The sequence below is a fragment of the Levilactobacillus hammesii DSM 16381 genome, assembly GCF_001434395.1.
Taxonomy (GTDB): Bacteria; Bacillota; Bacilli; order Lactobacillales; family Lactobacillaceae; genus Levilactobacillus; species Levilactobacillus hammesii.
Map to the genome: position 1 here is coordinate 42,597 of NZ_AZFS01000016.1, position 24,491 is coordinate 67,087.

General features: G+C 46.8%; 27 protein-coding genes. 7 read left to right on the forward strand and 20 right to left on the reverse strand.

From position 1 onward, the window contains the following. Positions 1 to 84: 84 nt before the first annotated feature. The 4 genes from mscL (at position 85) to FD28_RS01335 (ending at position 2,660) form a co-directional block, all read left to right on the forward strand. Positions 85 to 462: a large-conductance mechanosensitive channel protein MscL gene (mscL, locus tag FD28_RS01320; RefSeq protein WP_057731818.1), complete on the forward strand. Its 378-nt coding sequence runs from the start codon at positions 85 to 87 to the stop codon at positions 460 to 462. Positions 463 to 689: 227 nt separating this feature from the next. After that, the gene (locus tag FD28_RS01325; protein ID WP_057731820.1) at positions 690 to 1,286 is read left to right on the forward strand and encodes a sunset domain-containing protein; all 597 of its coding nucleotides are present in this window, start codon (positions 690 to 692) and stop codon (positions 1,284 to 1,286) included. Continuing rightward, a complete protein-coding gene (locus FD28_RS01330; protein ID WP_057731822.1) occupies positions 1,286 to 2,146 on the forward strand; it encodes a DNA/RNA non-specific endonuclease in 861 nt (286 codons plus the stop codon). The genes FD28_RS01325 and FD28_RS01330 overlap by 1 nt, the downstream gene beginning before the upstream one ends. 151 nt (positions 2,147 to 2,297) lie before the next feature. Beyond that, positions 2,298 to 2,660 (forward strand): hypothetical protein, encoded by a 363-nt coding sequence (locus tag FD28_RS01335; protein WP_057731824.1) that lies wholly within the window; start codon positions 2,298 to 2,300, stop codon positions 2,658 to 2,660. A 45-nt stretch (positions 2,661 to 2,705) separates the two neighbouring features. Here the strand turns inward: FD28_RS01335 and FD28_RS01340 are convergent, their stop codons facing one another. After that, positions 2,706 to 2,969: a hypothetical protein gene (locus tag FD28_RS01340; RefSeq protein ID WP_057731827.1), complete on the reverse strand. Its 264-nt coding sequence runs from the start codon at positions 2,967 to 2,969 to the stop codon at positions 2,706 to 2,708. A 142-nt stretch (positions 2,970 to 3,111) separates the two neighbouring features. Between FD28_RS01340 and FD28_RS01345 the strand changes: the two genes are divergently transcribed. Further along, on the forward strand, positions 3,112 to 3,309 hold the full coding sequence (locus tag FD28_RS01345; RefSeq protein ID WP_057731829.1) for a hypothetical protein: 198 nt from the start codon (positions 3,112 to 3,114) through the stop codon (positions 3,307 to 3,309). Between the two features lie 90 nt (positions 3,310 to 3,399). Here the strand turns inward: FD28_RS01345 and FD28_RS01350 are convergent, their stop codons facing one another. Continuing rightward, entirely contained in the window at positions 3,400 to 3,642 is a 243-nt protein-coding gene (locus FD28_RS01350) for a hypothetical protein (RefSeq protein ID WP_057731831.1), read from the reverse strand. A 354-nt stretch (positions 3,643 to 3,996) separates the two neighbouring features. On the opposite strand from FD28_RS01350, the gene FD28_RS01355 reads away from it, so the two are divergent. Continuing rightward, the gene (locus FD28_RS01355) at positions 3,997 to 5,250 is read left to right on the forward strand and encodes a DUF805 domain-containing protein (RefSeq protein WP_057731833.1); all 1,254 of its coding nucleotides are present in this window, start codon (positions 3,997 to 3,999) and stop codon (positions 5,248 to 5,250) included. Positions 5,251 to 5,456: 206 nt separating this feature from the next. Continuing rightward, a complete protein-coding gene (locus FD28_RS01360; protein WP_057731835.1) occupies positions 5,457 to 5,849 on the forward strand; it encodes a hypothetical protein in 393 nt (130 codons plus the stop codon). Positions 5,850 to 6,070: 221 nt separating this feature from the next. On the opposite strand, the gene FD28_RS01365 is transcribed toward FD28_RS01360, so the two are convergent. The 18 genes from FD28_RS01365 to grpE form a co-directional block, all read right to left on the reverse strand. Further along, positions 6,071 to 6,421, reverse strand: coding sequence for a hypothetical protein (locus FD28_RS01365; protein WP_057731837.1), 351 nt, complete (start codon positions 6,419 to 6,421; stop codon positions 6,071 to 6,073). Positions 6,422 to 6,832: 411 nt separating this feature from the next. Continuing rightward, positions 6,833 to 8,110, reverse strand: a complete 1,278-nt coding sequence (locus FD28_RS01370) for a metallophosphoesterase (protein WP_057731839.1) — start codon at positions 8,108 to 8,110, stop codon at positions 6,833 to 6,835. Positions 8,111 to 8,188: 78 nt separating this feature from the next. Then, positions 8,189 to 8,992 (reverse strand): metallophosphoesterase, encoded by an 804-nt coding sequence (locus tag FD28_RS01375; RefSeq protein ID WP_057731841.1) that lies wholly within the window; start codon positions 8,990 to 8,992, stop codon positions 8,189 to 8,191. 55 nt (positions 8,993 to 9,047) lie between these two features. Continuing rightward, positions 9,048 to 9,854 (reverse strand): metallophosphoesterase, encoded by an 807-nt coding sequence (locus FD28_RS01380; protein ID WP_057731843.1) that lies wholly within the window; start codon positions 9,852 to 9,854, stop codon positions 9,048 to 9,050. A gap of 59 nt (positions 9,855 to 9,913) precedes the next feature. Next, entirely contained in the window at positions 9,914 to 10,330 is a 417-nt protein-coding gene (locus FD28_RS01385) for a hypothetical protein (protein WP_057731845.1), read from the reverse strand. Positions 10,331 to 10,447: 117 nt separating this feature from the next. After that, positions 10,448 to 11,254, reverse strand: coding sequence for a metallophosphoesterase (locus FD28_RS01390; protein ID WP_057731847.1), 807 nt, complete (start codon positions 11,252 to 11,254; stop codon positions 10,448 to 10,450). A 105-nt stretch (positions 11,255 to 11,359) separates the two neighbouring features. Then, a complete protein-coding gene (locus FD28_RS01395) occupies positions 11,360 to 12,043 on the reverse strand; it encodes an endonuclease/exonuclease/phosphatase family protein (protein WP_057731849.1) in 684 nt (227 codons plus the stop codon). Between the two features lie 125 nt (positions 12,044 to 12,168). Further along, positions 12,169 to 12,954, reverse strand: a complete 786-nt coding sequence (locus FD28_RS01400; protein ID WP_157059804.1) for a hypothetical protein — start codon at positions 12,952 to 12,954, stop codon at positions 12,169 to 12,171. 278 nt (positions 12,955 to 13,232) lie between these two features. Continuing rightward, positions 13,233 to 13,748: a hypothetical protein gene (locus FD28_RS01405; RefSeq protein WP_057731853.1), complete on the reverse strand. Its 516-nt coding sequence runs from the start codon at positions 13,746 to 13,748 to the stop codon at positions 13,233 to 13,235. A gap of 143 nt (positions 13,749 to 13,891) precedes the next feature. Beyond that, positions 13,892 to 15,724 carry a translation elongation factor 4 gene (lepA, locus tag FD28_RS01410; RefSeq protein WP_057731855.1) on the reverse strand — a complete coding sequence of 611 codons (1,833 nt, stop codon included), beginning with the start codon at positions 15,722 to 15,724 and terminating at the stop codon, positions 13,892 to 13,894. Between the two features lie 174 nt (positions 15,725 to 15,898). After that, positions 15,899 to 17,188 (reverse strand): D-alanyl-lipoteichoic acid biosynthesis protein DltD, encoded by a 1,290-nt coding sequence (gene dltD / locus FD28_RS01415; protein ID WP_057731858.1) that lies wholly within the window; start codon positions 17,186 to 17,188, stop codon positions 15,899 to 15,901. Positions 17,189 to 17,191: 3 nt separating this feature from the next. After that, a complete protein-coding gene (dltC, locus tag FD28_RS01420) occupies positions 17,192 to 17,425 on the reverse strand; it encodes a D-alanine--poly(phosphoribitol) ligase subunit DltC (RefSeq protein ID WP_057731860.1) in 234 nt (77 codons plus the stop codon). Positions 17,426 to 17,462: 37 nt separating this feature from the next. After that, positions 17,463 to 18,671 (reverse strand): D-alanyl-lipoteichoic acid biosynthesis protein DltB, encoded by a 1,209-nt coding sequence (dltB, locus tag FD28_RS01425; RefSeq protein WP_057731862.1) that lies wholly within the window; start codon positions 18,669 to 18,671, stop codon positions 17,463 to 17,465. Then, a complete protein-coding gene (gene dltA, locus FD28_RS01430) occupies positions 18,671 to 20,200 on the reverse strand; it encodes a D-alanine--poly(phosphoribitol) ligase subunit DltA (protein ID WP_057731864.1) in 1,530 nt (509 codons plus the stop codon). The genes dltB and dltA overlap by 1 nt, the downstream gene beginning before the upstream one ends. Positions 20,201 to 20,250: 50 nt before the next feature. Beyond that, the gene (locus FD28_RS01435) at positions 20,251 to 20,400 is read right to left on the reverse strand and encodes a teichoic acid D-Ala incorporation-associated protein DltX (protein ID WP_057731936.1); all 150 of its coding nucleotides are present in this window, start codon (positions 20,398 to 20,400) and stop codon (positions 20,251 to 20,253) included. A 299-nt stretch (positions 20,401 to 20,699) separates the two neighbouring features. Next, entirely contained in the window at positions 20,700 to 21,848 is a 1,149-nt protein-coding gene (gene dnaJ / locus FD28_RS01440) for a molecular chaperone DnaJ (RefSeq protein WP_057731866.1), read from the reverse strand. A 120-nt stretch (positions 21,849 to 21,968) separates the two neighbouring features. Beyond that, positions 21,969 to 23,849, reverse strand: a complete 1,881-nt coding sequence (dnaK, locus tag FD28_RS01445; RefSeq protein WP_057731868.1) for a molecular chaperone DnaK — start codon at positions 23,847 to 23,849, stop codon at positions 21,969 to 21,971. Between the two features lie 36 nt (positions 23,850 to 23,885). Continuing rightward, entirely contained in the window at positions 23,886 to 24,473 is a 588-nt protein-coding gene (grpE, locus tag FD28_RS01450; protein WP_057731870.1) for a nucleotide exchange factor GrpE, read from the reverse strand. Between the last annotated feature and the right edge of the window lie 18 nt (positions 24,474 to 24,491).

The following is a 24,491-nucleotide window of genomic DNA, read 5'->3' on the forward strand; positions in this document are numbered from 1 at the left end:
GCGTTTTGGTTGCAATTTAAAAATAAATCGTTAAAAATAGAAGTTAAATGAAACGGCCCTATGCCGTGAGGGAGGAAATTTATTGTGCTGAAAGAATTTAAAGCGTTTATCGCCCGGGGAAATGTGATGGACCTGGCCGTTGGGGTTATCGTTGGGGCTGCATTCACCGCCATCGTCAATTCCCTGGTGGAAAATCTGATCAACCCCCTACTAGGAATTTTCATTGGTAGCATCGACTTCTCCGATCTCGTGCTGACTGTGGGTAAAGCACACTTCCGCTATGGTGCCTTTATCAACTCGGTCATTAACTTCTTAATTATCGCCTTTGTGGTCTTCCTGCTGATCAAGCTCTTAAACAAGCTGGTTCCTAAACCGGTCGAGGAAAAGGTTGAACCGGAACCTACGGCTGAAGAAAAGTACCTCAAGGAAATTGTTGAGATGATGAAGAAAGACGACAAGTAAGCTCTCTTTAAGGATGGTCACGGGGTGGCGATCCTTTTTTGCTGTACGAAATTTAGACCCATTTTTACGTCGAGACCCGCAATTTTAAGGAAAAAATAGAGTTCCGCTTGAAATCAGGTGCTCAGCCCCATAAAATTAAGCCAAGACACCTTTTTGGGGTGCCCATTAATTTATGGCTAAAGCCATCATCCTTGCGATGATTTACATATAAAGGAGCGACAACACGCATGATGTTCTTTCTTATTTGGCTACTACTCTGCGCCGGCGGTGGTTACTGGGCATTTACCCATCACCGTAAATGGCTCGTGGCCCTCAGTGCCGTCCTATTCGTCTTTGGCGGGATCGGTGCTCTCGGTTCAACCCAACCGACCGTGACAACCAAGACGGTGAAGGTCGGGACACAACGCCTGTCTAAAGCACAACAGGAATCCCGTCAGTTAGCGGCTTCTGCTAGTCGACAAGACAAGGCGTTCGCATTGGTCGACAGTCAGGTGGCCACCTCAAATTCCGTCAGTGAGTCTAAAGCTGATAGTGCGAGTGAAGCCACTGCCAGTTCCCAAGCAACCGCTAAGTCGGCTTCCAAGGCGGCCGCCAAAGCAGCCGCTCACCAGGAGGCCAGCAGTCAACATACCCAAACCAGCAACGCTAGCCATCGACAAGGGGACCTCGACACCAACAAGGCCCAAAAGATTGTGGGTAACCGTAATTCTAAGATCTACCACACCCCCGATCAGGCAGGCTACCACATGAACAGTAGCAACGCAGTTTATTTCCAAACAGAGGCCCAAGCCAAGGCGGCGGGTTATAGAAAGGCGCTTCGCTAATGAAAAAATCACTCACACTCACGATCAGTATTCTGGCCTTACTGGGGCTCGGCTTAAGCGGCTGTGGTCAGCAAAAGTCAACGGCTAAATCGGCCAGTTCCAGCACTAAAGTCGTTTACGATCACGGTCCCCAAAAGAAAGCCAGTAGCCTAGAGAAGGCCAACGCTTCTGAAAAAGCCCGACTGGATCAGCGGCAATCCAAGTTAAATCGCCAACAGGCCAGTTTGAAAGCCGCTAAAAAAGCCACGCCGGCCCCTCACACCACCACGACTAAATCTTCCGGTGTAAATCTGGCCAATCTAACCTACAGTGGTCAACAAGAAATCACCGTCAATCAGAACAAACCCGGTTTCACCCGCGCACAGCTCTCGACCAGCCACGGCGCTTGGGCAACTTACGCCAATCTGGATAGTCTGAACCGTGTCACCGGTGCCTCCGCTCTCCTCAATCAGTCATTGATGCCGTCCGCGACCCGCGAACCCCTAACGGTTGATCCCACGGGGTGGCACAACAAGCGTACCCAGCACGGCTGGCTCTATAATCGTAGCCACCTGATTGGTTACCAATTTACCGGGCAGAACAACAATCCCAAGAATTTAATGACGGGAACCCGCACGCTGAACAATCCCAGCATGTTGCATAATGAAATGGATGTTGCCACTTACCTCAAGTCCAGCAAACGTCACTACGTCCGGTACGCCGTGACGCCGGTCTTTAAGGGCAACGAACTGGTGGCCCGGGGCGTCCAGATGCGGGCACAGTCAGTCGGCTCCAATGCCGTTCATTTCAACGTTTATATCTTTAACATCGAACCCGGTTATACGATCGACTACGCCACGGGCTATAGTCACGTCAGTTAACCATTTCACCCGCAGCTGTGATTAATTCGCAAGTTAGCTTACCTTTCTCAGATAAAATGCTATACTATTTGAGAGATGCGATATCGTAAAGAAAACGATTGATTTCCCAAAATCGTGATATAAAATTATGAATCGTCAAGAGGATGAGCATATGAGAAATGAGAAGTTGGAATTAACCAAAACCGACTGGCAGCGGGCACAGACGGCCATTTTTAATGAATATGACCGGTTCGTGAAGCAGCTACATGTTGAGGGCGTGGACTACACGATTCTTCAAGCCCGGCGAATCGTGATTTATCAGGATCTGATTGAAGAATGGAAGCACAATTTACCCACGTTAATGACCGATCTGGAGGATAATACGCAGGCTCTCAGTGTCTTCACCGATCTCGCGAAGGATGGTCAAAGCCACTTGCTTTCACGTTGTGCGAAGAAGATGGAAAATTGGCCGGACTACATCCCCTCGCAGCTCACCATTTGGCTGGAGCTGGCTGAGGATGCCGAACGGGAATAACTAAAAAGCGCGTAAGACCACTGGCCCTACGCGTTTTATTCAAAATTAAGGGACAACGGCTCTATCGGCTGTCCAGGTGATCAAGCCCAAGTGATCAAGTCGATTCATGTAAAAACTGAGCTCATCGGTCGTTAGACCCAACTCGTTTTGCAAAGCGACCACGGTGACGTTTTCTTCAGGCGCCACGGCAATGGCCAGTAAGGTATGGAGCAAAGTCTCTTCAATCGGATCAAGCTGGTCAATGACTTGATTTAGTCGGCACGCGAAAGCATGAACCCCATTTTTGAACTTAAATTCCACAATCTTCATCCCCCAGAATCAATCTATGGCACTAAAATGTTCAGCCTTAGCCTATCACCGCTATCATCATTTGCCACCGAAAACGGCTGACTAAGAAAGCGTGATTGACCAACTAACCGCAAAGATCGGTTGCCTGAAGGAGGCAAAATCAATGGACACACTCATCAAAACAATCCTAGCCAAGGTGGCCAAACTCCCGGCTAAACGCACACTCATGTATGACGTGGAGGGCTTCACCGAGGAACAGGTCACTGCGCTAGAAGAACAACTCGCCACTAACACGGCGCTTCACGTGGAGGTCACGGGAACGCGACGTCACCCGGTACTGGAGATTCATCAGAAACGTTAACTCCCTGATGTTACTTTTTCAGACCAACAAATTCGACAATAATAAATAGTTAGGGACAACGCCCAATTGGCTGGCGTTGTCCCTTTTTGCTTACACGTGATTCCCAAAATCCAGTAATTTCAAGCGATCAAACTTATTCAATCGTTGGGCTATCTCCGCCGCTGACAATGAAATTCCGCCCATCGGAATGACACAGTCGTTGGTCCAAGACCACTGCGTAATCTGATCGAGTAGCCGAATGTCCTCATCATCTAAATCGTCAATAACCACCGCCAGCCGATCAATAAAGGCTGTGGCCCCACCGTGAAACGTGAATGCTAATCCCTTCGTCATTGCATACTCCCCCTTGTTAAATCGCCATTTATTTACTTGTAGCGTACCATTGTTGCCGTTAATCATGTGCTGATTTGACTGCCCTTGGTAGGCCAGTTTATGAACGAACGACGACTAAATCCGATAACTATTCATTTTATAACCTCATAGATTCGTGGCCAAGCGGCTAACACCACTAATATTTCGAATATTTATTCAAATAGTCCTTTTAATTATTAATTTCACGTAGTATTCTTAGTATTGTCGTGTCTGCGACTGAGTTCAGCCCCCACTCTGCGGGTTTAAACCTATAAATCAAGATCGTCCAAACACTGAAGATACTAAAAGCTGATACCTACTTCTGGAGGATTCTTTATGACTGACAAGCCCAACATGTACTGTATTCATTGTGGAAAGGAGATTCCAGCTAACGTTCAATTCTGTCCCTACTGTGGCACGGATCAATCTAGCGTGCAATCAGATAGCGACGCCCCCACATCGGCAGCTGTAACACCTGCTGGGCAACACCCTCAACCAGACCAGCCTCAAAAGATGAACATGCTGACGGCCCTCAAACAAGGGTTAACTGAGATGTTCACGATTGGTAAACGGACGAGCCGTGCCGGTTTCTGGTGGTTATACTTAGATATTTTTATCATTGGTTTAATTCTTAACCTCATACTTTCACCATTACTTAAGCAACTGGCTTTCAGCGGCGACTCTGTCTGGTTACTGTTGCTATTCCTGCTGTCCATCCCCTATGCGGTTACGACAGTAGCCCTGTTTACAGCAGAAATACGGCGGTTACATGATACCAACCGCTCTGGTCATTTCCTCTGGTTGCTGTTAATTCCATTGGTTGGTCCCATTATCGTCATTGTCTTTTTGGCACAGAAAGCCAAGCCGGCCGGCCAACGTTTCGACAAGACAACCCAACCTAAAGCTTGGGTTAAACAATGGTGGACTTGGGTCATTCTTGTACTCATCGCGGTGGCAACAACGGCCATGTTCAACCTATCGGCGCGTTACATGGATCCCAGTGCTTGGGAACAATCCGCAACCAGCCAAACTCAAAACGATGGCAATGCTAAGGCCGAGGACACCGACACAACGGATGATGACGATGACACGGACGATGAAAGTTCCGATGACACCATTGATCTGGGTGATTCGTCCATTGACATTGCCGATAAGAAGGCCTATACCACGACTTTCTCTGAAACCTGGTCGGAATCAACCTTTGCCATCGACAAGGTCACGGTCTACAAAACGGATGGCGACTACACGCAAGGCAGCGGTCACGATAAGACCTCATTTAACGGTGTTGTTAAGGTTCACATGAACATTGATGCTGGTCGCGACATTAACGCCTACCCATCGCAAGCGACGCTAAGCACCAACGATGGCCAACAGGTTGACTCCGACCTCGCCGACAGCGATGACTTTGACGGCGAGTTGGACTCGGGGACCCAGTCTGACGGGAACGTCTACTTCCTGTTACCAACTTTGGACGACGTTTCAGATCTATCCAGCATTCGTCTCAAATGGTCGGCGGATTACGATACCGACGATTATGACGATGACAACGCTTATAAAGACTTTGATGTGACGGTGCAGTTGAACCAGTAATTGTACTTTGTGTTTCCGTCTGGTGACTCTCTGCGGTTCGATTCCGCGGGGAAACATTGCTCTTTGCCCTGATTAAAATCAGGACATTCCCCCCACTTAAAATCACAGCACAGATTACGCTAGAGACCGATCACAGAACGATGCCAACTTTCGTCCACTACCCGATGACGTTAAAAGCTGAGTACATATTTGAGGAGGAGTTTGAAATGACTCGATTAAAAATTAACACTTGGACGGGTATCTTAGATATCGTCAACTGCGTTTTGTTCGCACTTTCCTGGTTTGTCATCTTCGGTGCCGCATTCAGTGACGCCAGCAATGGGGGTAGTTCAACCGATTCAGCAGCGACGTTCTTCTACGCAATGGCTTGGATTGGCGTAGTCCTGAATATCATTGCCCTGGTACAATCCCGTAAACACAACATCTCACTGGTAGGTTCAGTGTTGGGAATTATTGGGAGTGCGCTCTTCGGCTTTACTGCTGCGTTAGCCTTCCCAGCAATGGTTGTCCTTATCGTTGCCGCTGTATTCATCATGTTACAGCACCCTCGTAAAAACTATGTTCCACAGAATGATGACTCACAATCGCGAGCTGACTAGAAAAAATGTTACCGCCACGAAAAAGCTGTGGTGGTAACATTTTTTATTCTGTAAAACACCCCCACAAGTAAAACTTGGGGAGGTGGCATTAATTTGTTATCTTACGGCAGAGCTTGAACCCTTTACAGCTGCTTAACCGCATTTTTCCACATTTGACGACCGCCAGATACATTAGATTTAAATCCGGGTAGAAATTAAGGTTTAGGAATAAAGTTCTACAATTAACTTTCCATCTGATCACTTGAATTGTACCGCCGCTTAATGGTGATTTCACATTCTTCAATTTGCTGTTTCTCACGTATCAAATAATCCGCGACCATATGATAAATGATTGCAGCGTCCTGCTCAAGACCGAAGACGTCATAGATATCGCATAGAGCTGGTAATCCGTTAGCTTCGGCATATGTATTGCACTCCTGAAGTAATGCCACGGTCTTGTCCTCAACTTTCTCTGCCACGGCATGGTCATCATTAAGAAGATATTCCATGATATACTCTCCCAAAACCTCATAGAGTTTCAGCGCATACGATGTTTCTTGCATTTTACTAAGCGTAATGATATTAACTGCCATTATTTAACCTCCGATTCGTTGACCGCAACAACCATCAAAAACCATGAAGTGACCGTTAACTACACATTTCTTCTACTAAGAATACGCTAATTTTTCACTTTGTCCATCTAATAAGATCCCCGATGATTCTCTTATAGCTTGATGATGTTAAAAAAAGAACCTTCTCTGGATTCCACTAAAAAAGATCATTCAATTCTAATTGGTTCACAACCTCAACCGCCAACTCCTGTCCATATTGTGACGCTACGCATGAAGCACTGAACAAGCTCGGAAATAGAGCTCAGCAACGCCCAGTTGAATTACAATCTGGGTTTGAAAAACACATCTACTTGTACGCTGGGAGTTCACTAGAACAACGTGTATAGCTCCAGTATCGATCATTAAAATCCATCCTCAGAATATTATGATTGTTCAAAGATAACCTGTTATCACACGCTCTTGGCGACTATAACGCTGCCCAATATGCATCTCAAATCGCTGATCTTCCGCTGTCAGAATCAAATAACGAAAGGTTTCGCCGTCAGCATCAGTTAGATTGAAGCTTAAGTTTCGCCCAACAACCACGTCACGATTAAACCGATTACGGTGCCCATGAATCGCAATCATTCCTGTTACGTCAGCCGAGTCGGCCCAAGCCTGATCAATGTCACGCGTGTAAACGGAATGCCGACCATCCCCCAACCCATGGGTCATAACATCGGTCGGCGCCAATGCCACACCTTTCGTCAGTGACTGTGGGTCACACCATTGTGCCACTTGGGTAGGTTCCAACCCGGCATGACTAAGCAGGAGTTTCTTTCCGGCAAATTTCACGGCATGATAAGTCCCCATGCCATCAATCAATTGATGGATCTCCTGGCGGGTAATCCCAGCTGAATTCAGTTGTGGTAAGGTCGTTTGCGAAAAATCATTCGCAGATTGACTGATCCGCTGTTCTTGATACCAAGCTAATAGACGATGCTCGTGATTACCTAAAATTTGAAATCCATCATTACGCGCTAACAATGTGCGAATCACCCCCGCTGAATCGGTACCACGATCAATTGCATCCCCTAGGAAAGCGAAAGCCGTACCAGTCGAAGTTAATTCAGCCTGTTTTTCCTGTAAATTTTGTGCATCGCCATGGACATCACTGAAGATGACCAAGCGATTGATTTTGGGATGAGTCTGTATGAATTGAAGTGGACGTTTCAATTCTTCTAAAAACGCGGCCGGGCTAATGACCCTCCCTAGTCCCGTCCAATCGACCGTTTGATAACGTGATAAATACTTGGGTAGGCGTTGCTTAAATCCATCATCAGAATTTGCAGGACTCATAGATAAATGATTCTCATTTTCTGCCAGAGCATCTACAATGACAATCTCATACCCCCAAGCATCCCTGACAATATGGCGAAACCAACGCAACGTTTCCCGTGACAAGAGGTTAACGGCAAGAATAATCGGCCCTTGCGCATCGACTCGTTGCCGCATCAGTTGATCCATCAACCGCTTAACCAAGGGCGCGGCCCCAGAATTAACCGCCGTACCAATGGTGCCATCAGAATGCAGCACCAATTGTGGATTACCAGCAGCCGCCCATATTCGGGACTCTGTAAGAATATAAGGCTCTAAGCCTGGTTGATCAAACAACCACGTCTCCATCCCTGGTAGCCCTAAATAGGCATAGATTGTCTTGGTCGTTGCCAATACGATTCCTCATTTCTGTAAGTCCACGGTTACTGTCCAACGTGTCCCTCTATTTCAATTGAAGTTGCCTCAAAATATTTATTTAAGTCTATATTTGGTCCAAACACCATTCATCATTTCAAAGGATGAATAATGTTCATTTTCCGTATCATATTTGAGAATGGGCACAATCCCGCTAGTAACTGAGTGGCCATCAATAAAGAAATGATTGTCGTGATCCCAATACACTTTACCCAAATAAGCGTTATCGTTAGCAACTTCTTCGGAATGAATATGCCCACTAATAATATCCTTGTAAAATTTACCCGTAGTCGCCGGAAATTTACCCGTGAAGATATCATCCATCGTCCCTTGTTTCCAGTATTCCCCGGCCTCTTCATCAATGCCGGCATGCACATAAATCTGATTTGACCGCTCATAGTATCGCTGCTCCGTCATCTTTTGCTTTAGCCACTTGAATAGCTCCTGGTGCCGAACCGCTTCTACCACCTCCAGACGGATCAGTTCATCCACACTAATTGGCTCGCTACTATTCACCTGAGCCCGACTGGCATCCTTAATTTCTTCCAGCTCAGCCGCGCTCAGAAAACTTTTAACTGTTTTAAAATCTACAAACGATGGCTCAAAAGTCTCCGTATTTTTAGGAAAAAGCCAATTGCAAAACCATTCATCATGGTTCCCAAGTAGCGTAATCACTTGATTGGGATGAGCTTGTTCGAGAGCCATTATCTCATTTAAAACCTGTAAAGATTCGTTCCCACCATCTACGTAATCCCCAACGAATAAGAGCTGGTCAGCTGTTTTTAGTTGAATATGGTCTAGTGCCTGCTTCATAGCCACATAGCAACCGTGAATATCACTCATCGCATAGATTATTGACATTGTATTAATTCCTTTCCTGAGCACCTCTTAGAAATTAGCAAACACACTAGCCCGCTTAATCTTCAAATTTGTCAATTAGCATCCCCGTTTCGCTATCGAACACACCGATATTCCCCAGATCTTGCAAATCATTTCCGCCAGCTCCGCCATCCATCAAATATCGGGGGAATTCACCCGGATACTGAATCGCGTAAATGGAATTATCAGTCGATTTAATTTTATCTTCGGGGACCTGACCTTCTGATCGCGCATATTTTCCGGAAATCCAACCATTAGCCGTGTGACCCGTAACGATGCTCATCGGCAAGGGATTGCGTCCGAATATCCCAAAGCTTGGTGAACCAGCATACCAGTAGTTGGCTCGTAACCACAAGCGATCATGGTCTGAGGTGTCACGAATGGGATCAGCTAAGGTCAAATCTAAACCCGCATGCACAAAACAGATCTTTCCCACCGTATACGTTAGTGGCAGGGCGCGTAACCAAGCCAGTAGCTCTGGTTTATATGCCAGTATCAGTTGCCGATCTTGACTCACGCTTCCATCGCCACCTAAAGACGCGGCAACGGTTTTTAACGTGTTATCGCCACCAAAAGTTAACCACGCTTGCCGTTGTTCGTTGGTAAAAAAATTGACCGCTGCCTGTTCGTGATTTCCCATTAAAACGACCGTGTGTTGCGGATCCGCTAGCTGGCGGGCGTGAATCTTTTCGAGTAATTCAAAACCTTGGTTTGGCCCATAACTGTCAATATAGTCACCATTGAAGACCGTGATGGCTTCTGGATACTGTGTCTGTACCTGTCTTAAACGTGCCAAAATTTCGACATGTCCGTGTAAATCTCCCAACGCAATAATAAGCGCCATATTAAGCCCCTCCCTTACTAAAACTATCCTTCAACGTAAACGGCACCTGTGCACCGTCTTTATTCATCAGCATCAAGATCCGCATATCGCTTTTTGACAGCAGCCAGAAAAACTAGCTCTTGTTGAGAATACTCGTCCGCAAACTCTTGCACTTCGAAACTACCCGGGTCTTCCGCTAAAAAATGTAAGACTTCATTGAAGGTGTGCGCCTCTTCTGGATAGTTGTGACGGCGAGCATGACTGTTCCAAAAGTGATAGGTTAAGCCACTTCCGATAAATTCACTCATCACATCATCAATATCACCAATTTCCGGACCATCCCCCACTCGGAACGTCAACCGCTCTCCGAGGCGCCAGCCAAATTCCTTCCGCATTCTTTTTTCTAACTGGCTTTCCTGGTCTGCCTGCCGGACCCGTTGTAGCGCCAACGTATCTACTACCCATAAATTCTTTTTAGGTAAGTAGGTTGGACGCATCACGCCTTCGTACTGTCTTTCAAACCGACGATCTTGATGATTTCGATACCATATTTGAATGATCTTAAAAATGACTAAGAACCTCCTATGACCGATAGTCGACGTCCAAAATTTTCATTACTCACTATCTTCAATTGCCTCAATGAGTCGGCCTGTATCTGCATCAAATACCCCAATGTTGCCAATATGGTTGACTGGCCCTGAGTGGTTACCGCCATCAATAAAGAAACGAGCATACTCATTTTTGTACTGAACTGTTAATATACCACGTGGGCTGACGGTACGATTGCGCAAAGTCTCCTGAGAAGGTTGACCGTCATAGATACCGGTTATTAGACTCGTGGGGGTGTGTCCACTGATAATTGCTGCATCCAAAGGATTATGCGCGTAATTCGGGTAAAAAGCGGAGTACCAGTACGGTTCACGCATCCATAGTTTATCGTGCTCAGAAGTTTCTTTGACAGGGTCAGCTAAAGTCAGATCGATGCCCGCGTGAACGACAATCAAATGACCAATCCTCACTGACATTGGCAGAAGTCCGATCCAGGTGATTAGAAAAGCGTATTTCCTTTTCACCAGTTCGATAGCTTCCCACAAGTCGGCTGGAGACTGAGTAAAGGTTAAGGAAAGTTCTTCGATTATGTCATCACCCCCCGCTTCGAACCAGTCAGTATTCTTTCCAGTCAAACTTTGCCACAATAGCTGATCATGGTTACCCTTAATCACGTGAATCTTGTCTGGCTCGGCAATTTTCATTTTTCTAATGGTATCCGCAACGGCTAAACCGGTGTGGTGATGGATGCTGTCTTGATAGTCTCCGCCAAAAACTACATGAGCGCTTGGATAGCGACGACGTAGCTCTTTGATTTTAGGGAAAACAAAGAGCTGACCATGAATATCTGAGACACATATCACAGGGCACATATCATTCGCTCCTTCTATATTTCATATGATACTTTTTATTAAAAAACTCCCCTAGCAATTTGGGAAATTCAATTCCCTAAATTTAGTTTATACCGCCACATACCCTTACAAGTCAACTTCGATAATCGCATGGTCAGAAAAAAGTTCTTCACGAGGCGTCATACAGCCATCATCAATCCGTTCGTTTTGGAACGCTCGCCCATTCCTGACAAAAATATAATCCAACTGATTACCAAACAAGGAGGTTGACCGATCTGGCAAAATGCTCTGGAAATTAGGTAAATGTATGCTCTCCCCTCGTCGTGGATTGAAATCGCCAATAATCAGGTCAGCGTTTCCCTCTTCTGCGACTGCTACTACCTTTTTAGAAAAGTCTGCATAAGTTGGATCATTGGGCTGTGGAAAGTGAACCCCTAGCATCGTGATTCCATTGACATCTAAAATTCTCCACTTTCCTGATTTTGATACAATTCCAGTACCATCGCTAGTTTTCTGACAATTTGCTGTACGTCTCACAGCAACAACGACAGCGGCGTACCAGGAACGATTAAACCCCTGAGGATAATAGAACCGATATTTCTGTGACAGTCGATCAACTATACGGGGGAAGATTGCTTGGTCCTCCTCCAAAAAGAAGATCACGTCCGGGTGCCTTGTCGTAATTTTTTTTATGATCCGTTCTATCCGCAGTTCATCTGAGATCCCACTCTTTTTTAAAACTACACTGCTTCTATCGATGGGTGGAATATTTGCCGCCATCACGCTTGTCGTGTCTTTCTCTCTTGTCATATTCTTTTCTCCTCTCATGATTAACGGGTAACCAGATCGTCTTTCAAAATCGCGTCACTTCCTTCGACGAACGGAATATTTGCTGCCAACACGCCTGCCATATTTTTCCCTCTTTTCATGATTATTCAAAGGAACGGATGATTGGCTTCCTTTTCAGCCCAATACCATCGAGCCAAGTAGATGAGCTTACGAACCTCAACGGGATCCCATAGTAGTGATTTACCAGCATCCTCTGCCTGTTGAAATCGTTCTCCAAAATCAACAGCAGCTTCCAACAACCAAGGATCTTCCAGAAATAAAATTTGACGACAATAGTCGCTAATTCCGCTAGCCTGATTTCTGAAGGGTTTTAAGTTAAAGGCATTATCCAAGTACAATTCAAACATTTTCTGCTCAGAATGTGTGAAGCCTTTGAAAATACGCTGCGAGTTCTCTGTATAGTATTGATTTAGTTCGACCAAAAATACCGGCAACCATGGGGACTTAGGCAATTTTCTCTCACCCAACATTGGCATCAAACTAAAATTGAGATAGCTAGAAGTTCGTCCAACACAATCTGCCCAAAGATCACTTAAATTTTGGACTGATCCTGGTACACTAGGTTGCTCAAGAACACCACTTGGTATTGCATCAAACTTGAAGTCCAAAGTCCCCGATACCATAGTCTTATATCCAAGTAACTGATGATTTTTTGAGCCATGTTTTAGTTTGAACGCCATCCCCTTATTAAAGCGAGCATCCCCTTCGCCGCCAAACCAAACATCATCTGAAAAATCCCACCGAACATGACTATATGTTATCCATAAAAACTCCATTGCTGCCATTGATGACTCGGCATCCGGATGCTTTAATCTTTCTTTCCTGTCAAAACCTGGATTCTTAGTGATATCTACTCTCATGAAATCAGCCATTAGAAGCGCAACCTTTCTCTTGTTCACCTTCAATAGTGCCCTGCATTAATTTTTCCGATGTGACTACTCTAACGACTCGTATTTCTTTCGGACCCAGCAACTCCTCCACCGATAAAGTTATGCTATTACCGTTCCATATATCTCATATTAGCGAAGTTTCAATCATTTGTCAAGAATCTACGTCCGGTGGACACTCAAATGAACGCTAACAAATATATTAAAAAAGTTTGACGCAAATAATCAATCCAATTAAATGGCGTCAAACTTTCGACATGTTTCTATTTTTTTAAGCTGGTAATTTCATTTTTCATCTCACTGAAAATGGCTTCAAAGGCCACTTTATTGGTCGGTGCAATTAATTCTGCCAACTTGTATTTACAGCTGTCTATAATACTATCAACATCTCTCGATTGGAAATCGACTAAAGTCGCATCATCTCGCATTAAGAGCGCACCTTTAAAGATAAATTTTAAAGCGACACCTAATGTAACACTCCGCGTTCCAACCAGCTGGGGAAAGTAGTATTTATAATTTTGAATTTTTTCCTGAGTTTGCGGACTCAATTGCACCCTAATTCTTAAGTCCTTATCCGTAATCTTTTCTAACTCTTTGCCCTTAACTGAATTATCATTGACAACTTTATCCCAGCGCTTCAAAACCGACACATCGTCCACGGCCTTAGAAATTATCATCGCCTGCGTTAAACTTTTACCATCAACTTGTTCATAAGTATCTTTTAACATCTGAAAGATTTGAGCTGTTTCTCTAGATATCCTTGCTTGAAAATATTTCACCCTTTCTACCTCCTTTTCATGCTTCGTTTATACATTAAACATCCTTGATTAGAACTTGCTCAAATTAAAATTTTCTGTTGTTATCAATAAAGCAGCCCCCATCAGGTAATATCGCACCTAACGCGGACTGCTGACGTTTCCTGTTACTTCGTTTCATCCTCATCAGTCTTCAAAACGGCCATGAACGCTTCCTGCGGGATATCGACCTTCCCGACAGCCTTCATGCGTTTCTTACCGACCTTCTGCTTCTCCAGCAGCTTCATCCGCCGGGTTCGGTCACCACCATAGAGCTTGGCGGTCACGTCTTTCCGGTAGGCCTTGATCGTCGTTCTAGCGATGACCTTAGCGCCGATAGCCGCTTGAACGGGGATTTCAAAGTTTTGGCGAGGGATGATGCCCTTCAGCCGCGATGCAATCTCCCGGCCCCGTTGTGCCGCAAACGTTCTGTGCGCAATGAAGCTCAGTGCATCGACCTTGTCACCGTTCAGCAAGATATCAATCTTAACCAAATCGGCTTCTTGGTAGCCACTCCGCTCGTAATCCAATGAGGCATAGCCCCGGGTGCTGGACTTCAGCTTGTCAAAGAAGTCAAAGATGATTTCCGACAGCGGCATGTTATAGATGATATTCACCCGGTAGTCATCCAGGTACTCCATCGTTAAGAATTGCCCACGACGGTGTTGGCACAGATCCATAACTGCCCCCACATAGTCATTTGGTGCCATGATGGTTGCCTTCACGATCGGTTCTTCAATTCGCTTAATTGAGGCAGCCTCCGGCATTTCTGCAGGGTTTTCCACCGTCTTCATCGTGCCATCCGTCAAGTACGCATGGTAAGTAACCGATGGTGCCGTCGTAATCAGATCCAGGTTGAATTCACGTTCCAACCGTTCCTGGATGACGTCCATGTGGAGCATCCCCAAGAACCCACACCGGAACCCAAATCCTAAGGCCTGTGAGGCTTCGGGTTCGAATTCCAACGCAGCATCGTTGAGTTTCAACTTTTCTAGGGCTTCCCGCAAGTCATTCAGCTTAGCGTTATCCGTTGGGTACAACCCAGCATAGACCATTGGGTTCATTTCCCGGTAGCCTGGCAGCGCCTTTTCAGCAGGCATTGCCGCATTTGTCACGGTATCACCCACTCGAGTATCAGCAATATCCTTGATGCTGGCCGTAATATAACCCACGTCCCCCGCAATCAGGTAATCGCGTGAGATTGGCTTAGGTGAGTTCACACCCACCTCAGTGACCTCGTACTCACTGCCGCTGTTCATCAGCAAGATCTTATCGCCCGGCTTGACGGTCCCTTCAAAGAGCCGCACACTCATCACGACCCCACGGTAGTCATCATAAACGGAGTCAAAGACCAAGGCCTTGAGTGGCGCATCCAGATCTCCCGTTGGGGCGGGGACCTTGTGGACGATCTGTTCCAGTAATTCAGGAATCCCGACCCCTTGCTTGGCACTAGCCAAAACGGCGTCGGAGGCATCCAGGCCAATCACGTCTTCAATCTCTTTTTTGACCTTCTCCGGATCGGCGGCTGGCAAATCAATCTTATTGACGACGGGCACAATCTCCAGGTCGTCATCCAAGGCTAAATAGACGTTAGCCAGGGTCTGAGCTTCGACCCCCTGCGCCGCGTCAACGACCAGAACGGCCCCTTCACAGGCGGCCAGGCTCCGTGAGACTTCATAGGAGAAGTCGACGTGCCCTGGTGTGTCAATTAAATGGAATTCATAGTCATGGCCGTCCTTGGCGTGATACGTCAATTCAACGGCATTTAACTTAATCGTGATACCCCGTTCGCGTTCAAGATCCATGCTATCCAACACTTGATCTTGCATATCGCGCTTGGAGATGGTATCCGTGAGCTCCAAGATACGGTCCGCAATCGTGGATTTCCCGTGGTCAATGTGCGCCACAATGGAAAAGTTGCGAATATATTTTTGATGGTTTTTTAATTTCTCAAGATCCATGTTGATTTCCTACTTTCTTAAACACCATGTCCAGACAATTATACCAACCATCAGCGGTAAGCACAAACTAAAAGAAATTCACACGGCACAAAAAGCTGAACGTCAATGGCGCCCCGCTAGCTAGCGCATCCTATAGTCGACAAAAGGCCCGGGCATTCACCCGGACCTTCTCAGTTACTTCGTATTGTTTTCGTACTGCGTGAGTTGCCCTGGCCCTAACTGCTGCCATTGCTTGTCATAGAACCGATCATTGATCGTGTAGTGTGGTTGGGCCTGCTTCTTGGTTAAGAATGGGTCCACCCGCCGATCAATGGCCAACCAGCCGCGCCAGCCCGGATGAATCGTGTCGGTCATAAAGTACGGCACGTTCCCCTTATCTGACAGGTCAACAATATTGTTAAAGCCTTGCGACTGTAACTGATAACGAATCTTCTGATCGAATTGCTTCAGCATCGTTTCAGATAAGCCGGTATATTGTTGCCAACGCTTATTGATTGGTGGAATAATGAACATCACGTTCGTATTCAGTCGGGCGAATTGATCCAATACCAGTTGGAAATCACCATATTCAGGCGACTTCAGGTAAGACAGATTCTTCTGGAAGTTCTTCAGATTTCCCGTCTTAATCTCCTGCTTCAGTCCCTGATTGTAGAACTTATCACTGATTTGGAAACGGTTGTTGCCCGTTGCTTCTTTCCCTAACTGACCACCGAGTTGATCCAGCGCCGAATAGGAGTAATGAGTGGGTAACTTCTTGGCTTGCCGGTTAACTCGACTCAAGTTCTGCGATGGTAAGTTGATGCCGGAGAAGAACTGATCTTCTTGGGTCAACATGTTCTTCCGCGTTTGCAGATAGAACCGTTGATAATCGGTCATTGACTTACCCGCTGCCACCCGTTGTAGTGCAGCATAGATGAAATGGTCGGATTGTGCGGCAGGCATCTGTAGAAGCCGTTTAGCCGCGTACTGATCAATCGCATCGTGACGGTAATGGGTCAACCATTCCGTCGTCTGTAATTGTGAGTAGTAGAAGCCAAAGGCATCCTTACGCGTCCCGTTCTTCACGAACCATTGCGGCGAAATGAAGAAGACCGCCTTCTTGTTGCGCAACTCGCCTTGAATATTTTGCATCACGAAGAATTGCGTTAACGATTGGGTCCCCCGCGCGCCTAACAGAAACGGCCGATAGTCCCGGTGATACTTCTGTGCCAGAACCGATGGGTGCATCGGATCGATCCGTGACCATTCCGATGAGCCAAAGAACGGCACATAACCATTACTGAGGGCTGCTTCCTTAACATGCTTACCGCGTAAAACGTTGGGTGACAGTGACACCGCCGCCTGTCGTTCCCGAGTGGCACTAATGTGCTTAAACCCGAAGGTGACTGGCGAGGCGAGCACCGCAAAAACTAGAATAGCCGCGAGAATTAACGGACCAAAAATCCGCAGTAATCGCTTTGCCATTGGCTAGTCCAGGCTTTCAACTTTCGCAATGATCTTGTTGGGCGTGTCCCACTCTGACCGCTCAAATTCGGAAACAGGCACGTTAACGCCCAATTCACTTTGCAGTGACAGTAATAATTGAACAGAAGCCATTGAGTCCATGATGCCGCTGTCGAACAGATTTTCGTCCATCGCGCCACTAACATCGCTACCCGTTAAATCGTTTAAAATGTCTAATACAGTTGCTTTGATATCCATTTTTATTTCCCCCTCGATGAAATAAATCCTCTAAGTTTTATTGAAACCAAATTTTATCCAAAATCCCCGAAAAGATTAAGAAACTGAAGCAGACCAGGTTGGCCGTCAAGAAGATCGCGAAGATCTGCGTAAAGTGATTATGTGGCACACTTTGACGATGCTTCTTCTTGTAGCGTAGCCAAACGTCGTTAACCATCAACGCGACCCCATGGAACAGCCCGTAGGTAATGTAATACCAGGTTACCCCGTGCCAGAAACCCATGACTAACATGTTGATGATGTAGGTGACATTCGCCGTCGTCGTCGGTTTCTTAAAGACCTTATGCTTCATGAACCAGAAAACTAAGCGCATGTAGATAAAATCTCTAAACCAGAACGACAGCGTAATGTGCCAACGATTCCAGAAATCCTTAATGTTCGGTGACCGCCAGGGTTGCTTAAAGTTCATTGGCGTGGCAATTCCCATAATGTATGAGGTCCCCACCGCGAACAAACTGTAACCCGCAAAGTCAAAGAACAAATCGGCACTGTAAGCGTACATGTAACCCACCAGCGGCCAGGATAGGTCTAAGAACCCACCTCGTGAATGCATCGCCATGAGTTGCAACTTCGGCATCAAAATCGTGCCAAAGTAGTACGCCAGAATAAACTTGTATAGGAAACCGACAAACAGGTAACGAATCCCCTTTTGTAGCATTCCCAGATACTTTTCTCGATCCGGCACTGACCGATAATCCGCTTCAAAGCGCCGGTAACGGTCAATAGGTCCGGAGGAGATGGTTGGGAAGAACAACATGAACTGCAAGAACGTCATGAGGTTGTAGTTCTTTAATGTGCCATCCCGTGTTTCCATAATCGTCTGAACGGCTCTGAAGGTCAGATAACTGATCCCCAGGAAACCAATGAGTGACGACTGCCCGTTTTCAACAGCCGGCGTCACCTTGACGATCGTCAGTGGTGCGATGGCCAGAATCACCATCAGGTAGAAGAACGGCCCTGAATTATGATTCTTCCGGTAAACGGCGTACCCCCAGGTCAATCCCACCTCGTACAAAATGTAGATAATCAATGCAATCCCCTGCGTCCATTTGGCACCGCCAAAAGTTAAGACCAGAAAGAAGATTGAAATTAGCGTTTCGTAGAGACGTGACCGTTTACCGTACAGAAGACCAATCATCAGTGGCAATAATGCCACTCCCAACAAGGCGAAATACGTTGGGTTGCCGTACGGTTCGAATGTCAACATTATTGATTGACCTCAGCAATGATTGATTTGATATCGACCTTGCCGTTGGGGGTCATCGGTAGGCTGTCCTTGTAAACAAAGCGTTGTGGAATCATGTATTCCATCATATCGCCGCCTTGTAAATTATCCTTGATCGCCTTGGTAAGGTCTAATTCACTGGCAAAATCATGTTCGCTTGGTACCACCCAAGCAATCAGTTGGCTGACCTTATGATTCCGGTCATACCGTGGTACGGCGACCCCAACCTGAATGTGATCTTCCTGTGACAGGTAATGGTTAACCTCTTCCAGTTCGATCCGGTAACCGTGCAGCTTAATCTGAAAATCAGTCCGCCCACGGTACATAATCAAGCCGTCCGCCATTTGAACACCCAAGTCACCGGAACGGTACACGGTCTTACCGTCAACCGTAACGAAGGCTTTCGCCGTTTTCTCAGGATTGTTCAGGTAGCCCTTCGACATGGATGGCCCACTGATGAGAATCTCGCCTTCAGTCCCCGCTGGTACCGGGTTAAGCTGATCATCCACCACACTAATCTCCGTATCGCCCTTGGCATAACCAATCGGCAATCGTGGATGATCGGCCAAGACTTCCGCCGTAATCTCAACCTGTGTGACCGCCACCGTGGTTTCGGTAGGACCATACGTGTTAAAGATCCGCGCATCTGGGAAGCGTAAATGCAAGGCCTGTGCGGTCGCATGCGTCAACTCTTCACCACAGAACAGGAAACGACTGAGTTCTGGATAATGTTCGGCATCAAAAGTGGGCTCCAACAAGCAAATATCCATAAATGATGGCGTTGACACCCAAACATTCAGGTTCATTTGTGGCAACGTCTCAAAGAGTTGCTTGAAGTTATCTGTGATCGTCTTTGGCAAGGCGACCAATGTCCCACCGCTAGCCAACGTTGGCCCCCAGTCCATAACGGAGAGGTCAAACGAATACGGTGCTTGCGATAACGTGCGTGGATACGTTGGTAGGACAAAGTCCGCGCTCAACATCCAGTTCACGTAGCTTAGTAAATTTTTGTGTGAAATCTGTACGCCCTTAGGTTTCCCAGTCGTTCCGGACGTAAAGATAATATAGTAATTTTCATCCCCACTAACAGCGTGATCCACTTGATAGTCCACTACAGGACTCTCAAAGATGGTCTGCAGGTTGGCCGGCGTTAAGACCGGCGTCTCCCCTAAAGTCGTGGGTAACGCGCTGACAGCAATAGCTGCTGCCGGTTGGGCAATCTCATTGATTGTCGTAATCCGTTCGAGCGGCGAGTGTGTGTCAATTGGCACGTAGGCGTGACCACTCTTGACAATGCCAAGAAAGGTTGCCATCATATCGAACGTTTGGCCCCCATAAACCAGAACGGGTGCGTGCGCCGGTAACTGCATGGCATCCAAGTGGGCGGCTAAAGCATCCGAGCGTTGTTTTAACTCACCATACGTGTTCGTGTGCCCCAGATCATCATACGCGATGCGGTCTGGCTCACTCGTGGCAAACTGATCGATCGCCGTGATCATGTTTTCTATCATTCTATATCCCCCCCAGAAGAATCGTGGTTATTAGTTAGTTGACCCCACAACTAGAACTCGTTGTAAATAAACGTCGAGTTGTTCAAACCACTATAACCGTACAAATAAACCAAAACCATCAAAATCACAAAGTAAAATAAGGTCCATCCAATAAAGGCTATCACTGGCTGATGCCAGATCGCCAGCCACTTTGCTCTCATGAAATTCACCCCCAAGTTTTGCTGGTCGATTCGTCCCCCAAACCAGCTTCCGTTCGCAACCACCCAGCGTGTACTTTCTCCGACGAATCCACGCTACGTGGTGAGGAAATCCACAGTTATACTGTGATCCTTATGTTTTGAGAGTATCATTGCTAAAACCGGATTGCAATTAACCTTACTCAACCTTAATGGTTTCTTTTTATTTCATAACTTCTATTATAGAGTTTCCCACTAAAAAAGGCTACTGAAACTTTCAGCAGCCTTGATAGATTAGCTATTTGAGGGCTTCGCCCCGCAAGTTAATTTTCGTTAAATTTATCACGCATTTTGTTAAATAAGTTACCTTTGCCAGTGCCGGTAACGGTCTCACCACTAGCTTTCGCAAAGTCACGTAAGGCATCACGCTGACCCTTATTCAGGTTCTTAGGCGTCATTACCTTAACCGTCACGTGTTCATCACCGTTGCCATTGCCCCGTAACCGCGGTGCACCTTTGCCCCGCAGTCGGAAGGTCGTTCCGCCTTGTGTTCCGGCGGGGACCTTTAACTTGACGTCACCGTGAACGGTCTTGACCGTGACATCATCACCCAGAGAAGCCTGGACGAATGAAATCGGCTGGTCAAAGTAGATTTCGGTGCCATCACGACGGAAGTCCTTGCTTGGCGTCACTTGGAAGATGATGAAGAGGTCCCCATAGCCACCGCCATTTTGACCGGCTTCACCCTGTCCTTGTAACCGCATTTGTTGGCCGTCATCAACCCCAGCTGGGATGGTAACTTCAACTTCATGCTGTTCTTCTTCGTGACCAGAACCCCCACAGGTTGGGCACTTTTCCTTGATTTCTTGACCCGTACCGTGGCAGACAGGACATGGTTGTTGACTCCGCATCCGGCCCAGTGGCGTGTTGGTTTCCGTCGTCACGTAACCAGAACCGCCACATTGGTGACAAGTGACTGGTGAAGTTCCTGGCTTAGCACCATTCCCACCACACGTATGACATTGCGCTTCACGCGTATACTTGATCTTGGTCTTCTTCCCAAAAATGGCCTCTTCAAACTTGAGGTTCATTTGGTACTGGAGATCACGACCCGGCCGTGGCGCGTTAGGGTTACGTTGACCGCCACCCCCGCCAAAGAATTGGTTGAAGATGTCGTCGAAACCACCGCCGCCACCAAAACCGCCGAAGCCGCCACCGGCATTGCCGCCGCCAAAGCCACCAAAGCCTTGTGGGCCATCGGCAGAACCGTATTGGTCATAGTTAGCCCGTTTGTCCTTATCGCCTAAAACATCGTAGGCATCCTGAACCTCTTTAAACTTGTCCGCCGCGTCGGGGGCCTTGTTTAAATCTGGATGATACTTCTTAGACAGTTTCCGGTAGGCCTTTTTAATTTCATCTTGGCTGGCATCTTTTGAGACACCTAAAACGCCATATAAGTCCGATTGCGCCATCGTTTTCCTCCCAATCCGTTCCGAAATTTTTCGCTACTAGTAAGAATAGCATACTCGAAACAAAAAGCCAAAGCCCCATGGACTCTGACTTTTTGTCCTTGCTACTTCACGAGACAAGTCTTATTTCTTATCCTTGTCGTCGTCATCATGGACTTCATGGAAGTCACCGTCAACGGTGTCACCATCTTTGCCGTCAGCCTTGGCACCATCAGCGCCTGCAGCTTGACCAGCAGCACCATTAGCGTCGCCGCCTTGGGCTTGTTGTGCTTGTTGATATAACTTGACAGACAAGTCTTGGATAATCTTCGTCAAATCATCCTTCTTCGTCTTCATGTCATCCAAGTCGTTGGCTTCTTGGGCCTTCTTCAGAGCATCACGAGCATCTTCAGCCTTCTTGATTTCATCATCAGAGACCTTGCCCTTAACGTCCTTCAACGTCTTGTCAGTCTGGAAGAGTAATTGGTCGACTTCGTTCTTGGTGTCGACTTCTTCCTTACGCTTCTTGTCGGCAGCTTCGTTTTCCTTAGCTTCCTTCATCATCTTATCGATTTCTTCATCGGATAAACCACCGGAACTCTTGATGGTAATCTTTTGTTCCTTGTTCGTGCCCATATCCTTAGCGGAAACGTTAACGATCCCGTTCTTATCGATATCAAAGGTCACTTGGATTTGAGGAACCCCACGAGGTGCAGCTGGGATGTCAGCAAGTTGGAAGTTACCCAACGTCTTGTTGTCAGCAGCCATTGGCCGTTCACCTTGTAAGACGTGGATATCAACGGCTGGTTGGTTATCAGCGGCCGTTGAGAAGACTTGGGACTTGCTGGTAGGAATCGTCGTGTTCCGATCGATTAACTTCGTGAAGACACCACCCATGGTTTCGATACCCAAGGATAATGGCGTCACATCAAGCAAGACAACGTCCTTAACATCACCGGTGATCACACCACCTTGAACAGCGGCACCTAAAGCAACGGCTTCGTCAGGGTTGATGGAGTGGTTAGATTCCTTACCCGTCCACTTTTCAACGGCTTCTTGAACGGCTGGAATCCGCGTAGAACCACCGTTTAAGATCACAACGTCAATGTCGCCAGCCTTTAAGTCGGCATCCTTCAACGCATTTTCAACAGGAATCCGTGTCTTTTCAACTAAGTCAGCGGTTAATTCGTTGAACTTAGCACGGCTCAATGACTTTTCCAAATGTAAGGGGCCATTGTCGCCGGCTGAAATAAATGGCAAGCTGATTTGGGCTTCGGTAACACCAGAAAGGTCCTTCTTAGCCTTTTCAGCAGCGTCCTTCAAACGTTGTAAAGCCATCTTGTCCTTAGACAAGTCCACACCGTTTTCTTGCTTGAAGTCTGCAATTAACCAGTCCATGATCTTCTTATCGAAGTCATCCCCACCTAAATGGGTATCACCATTCGTTGACAGCACATCGAAGACACCGTCACCTAAGTCCAAGACAGAAACATCAAAGGTCCCACCACCAAGGTCGTAAACCATGATTTTTTCATCTTTGTCTTGCTTGTCCAGACCATAAGCCAAGGCAGCAGCCGTTGGTTCGTTAATGATCCGTTCAACGTTTAAGCCGGCAATCTTACCAGCATCTTTAGTGGCTTGACGTTGGGCATCGTTAAAGTAGGCTGGGACGGTGATAACCGCCTTTTCAACCGTGTCACCAATGTAGTCTTCAGCGAATGACTTCAAGTATTGTAAGATCATTGCGGAGATTTGTTGTGGCGTGTAGTCCTTGCCATCAACGCTAACCTTGTAACCCGCTTCACCCATGTGACTCTTGATAGATGAAATCGTGTTGGGGTTCGTGATTGCTTGCCGCTTGGCAACTTCACCGACTTGGGTTTCGCCATCTTTGAAAGCGACAACTGATGGCGTCGTCCGGGCGCCTTCTTTGTTCGCAATAATCTTTGGGGTACTACCTTCGAGAACGGCAACGGCTGAGTTGGTCGTCCCTAAGTCAATTCCGATAATTTTGTTACTTGCCATCAAAAATTCCCTCTTTATTAGTTTTTTTAATTTGATTTATTGTGCCACAACAACCATTGCTGGTCGCAGAACACGGTCCTTCAACTGGTAACCCTTTTGGAGAACCTTAACCACCGTTTCAGCGGTCTGGCCTTCCTCTGCCGGAACGGATTGAACGGCTTGATGAAGTGTTGGGTCAAAAGGCTTCCCAATAGCTTCAATCTCCGTGACGTGGTTCCGCTTCAAAGCGTCTTCCAAATGATCGTACGTCATCTGGACACCCTTCTTCAGCTGTTGGCCCGTCTCGTCCGTTGCTTCTACCGCCAGAGCACGTTCTAAGTTATCAATGACGGGGAGCACATCCTTAGCCAATTGCTGGCCATCGTACTTGATAAGCGTCGCCTGTTCCTTTTGGAACCGCGCTTGCATGTTTTGAACTTCCGCCTCCGCACGCAGGTACTTATCTTCAAAGTCGCTGGCCTTACTCTTAAGTGCATCGACTTCAGCAGCCGTCGCAACCTTCTTAAATAATTTCGGTTTCTTCGGTGCTGCCTCTTTAGCCGATTCAGTCTTTGAATCTGGCTTAGTAGTGGCGGCCTTTGCCGCAGTTTGGTCATCGGTAGACGCTTGTTGCTTGTCAGCCACGATAAAAAACCTCCCTTT

Coding starts and splice junctions, on each gene's coding strand:
- FD28_RS01325 (WP_057731820.1), top strand. CDS start 690: ATGATGTTCTTTCTTATTTGGCTACTACTCTGCGCCGGCGGTGGTTAC.
- FD28_RS01330 (WP_057731822.1), top strand. CDS start 1,286: ATGAAAAAATCACTCACACTCACGATCAGTATTCTGGCCTTACTGGGG.
- FD28_RS01335 (WP_057731824.1), top strand. CDS start 2,298: ATGAGAAATGAGAAGTTGGAATTAACCAAAACCGACTGGCAGCGGGCA.
- FD28_RS01340 (WP_057731827.1), bottom strand. CDS start 2,969: ATGAAGATTGTGGAATTTAAGTTCAAAAATGGGGTTCATGCTTTCGCG.
- FD28_RS01345 (WP_057731829.1), top strand. CDS start 3,112: ATGGACACACTCATCAAAACAATCCTAGCCAAGGTGGCCAAACTCCCG.
- FD28_RS01350 (WP_057731831.1), bottom strand. CDS start 3,642: ATGACGAAGGGATTAGCATTCACGTTTCACGGTGGGGCCACAGCCTTT.
- FD28_RS01355 (WP_057731833.1), top strand. CDS start 3,997: ATGACTGACAAGCCCAACATGTACTGTATTCATTGTGGAAAGGAGATT.
- FD28_RS01360 (WP_057731835.1), top strand. CDS start 5,457: ATGACTCGATTAAAAATTAACACTTGGACGGGTATCTTAGATATCGTC.
- FD28_RS01365 (WP_057731837.1), bottom strand. CDS start 6,421: ATGGCAGTTAATATCATTACGCTTAGTAAAATGCAAGAAACATCGTAT.
- FD28_RS01375 (WP_057731841.1), bottom strand. CDS start 8,992: ATGTCAATAATCTATGCGATGAGTGATATTCACGGTTGCTATGTGGCT.
- FD28_RS01380 (WP_057731843.1), bottom strand. CDS start 9,854: ATGGCGCTTATTATTGCGTTGGGAGATTTACACGGACATGTCGAAATT.
- FD28_RS01385 (WP_057731845.1), bottom strand. CDS start 10,330: ATGCGTCCAACCTACTTACCTAAAAAGAATTTATGGGTAGTAGATACG.
- FD28_RS01390 (WP_057731847.1), bottom strand. CDS start 11,254: ATGTGCCCTGTGATATGTGTCTCAGATATTCATGGTCAGCTCTTTGTT.
- FD28_RS01395 (WP_057731849.1), bottom strand. CDS start 12,043: ATGACAAGAGAGAAAGACACGACAAGCGTGATGGCGGCAAATATTCCA.
- FD28_RS01400 (WP_157059804.1), bottom strand. CDS start 12,954: ATGGCTGATTTCATGAGAGTAGATATCACTAAGAATCCAGGTTTTGAC.
- lepA (WP_057731855.1), bottom strand. CDS start 15,724: ATGGATCTTGAGAAATTAAAAAACCATCAAAAATATATTCGCAACTTT.
- dltD (WP_057731858.1), bottom strand. CDS start 17,188: ATGGCAAAGCGATTACTGCGGATTTTTGGTCCGTTAATTCTCGCGGCT.
- dltC (WP_057731860.1), bottom strand. CDS start 17,425: ATGGATATCAAAGCAACTGTATTAGACATTTTAAACGATTTAACGGGT.
- dltB (WP_057731862.1), bottom strand. CDS start 18,671: ATGTTGACATTCGAACCGTACGGCAACCCAACGTATTTCGCCTTGTTG.
- dltA (WP_057731864.1), bottom strand. CDS start 20,200: ATGATAGAAAACATGATCACGGCGATCGATCAGTTTGCCACGAGTGAG.
- FD28_RS01435 (WP_057731936.1), bottom strand. CDS start 20,400: ATGAGAGCAAAGTGGCTGGCGATCTGGCATCAGCCAGTGATAGCCTTT.
- dnaJ (WP_057731866.1), bottom strand. CDS start 21,848: ATGGCGCAATCGGACTTATATGGCGTTTTAGGTGTCTCAAAAGATGCC.
- dnaK (WP_057731868.1), bottom strand. CDS start 23,849: ATGGCAAGTAACAAAATTATCGGAATTGACTTAGGGACGACCAACTCA.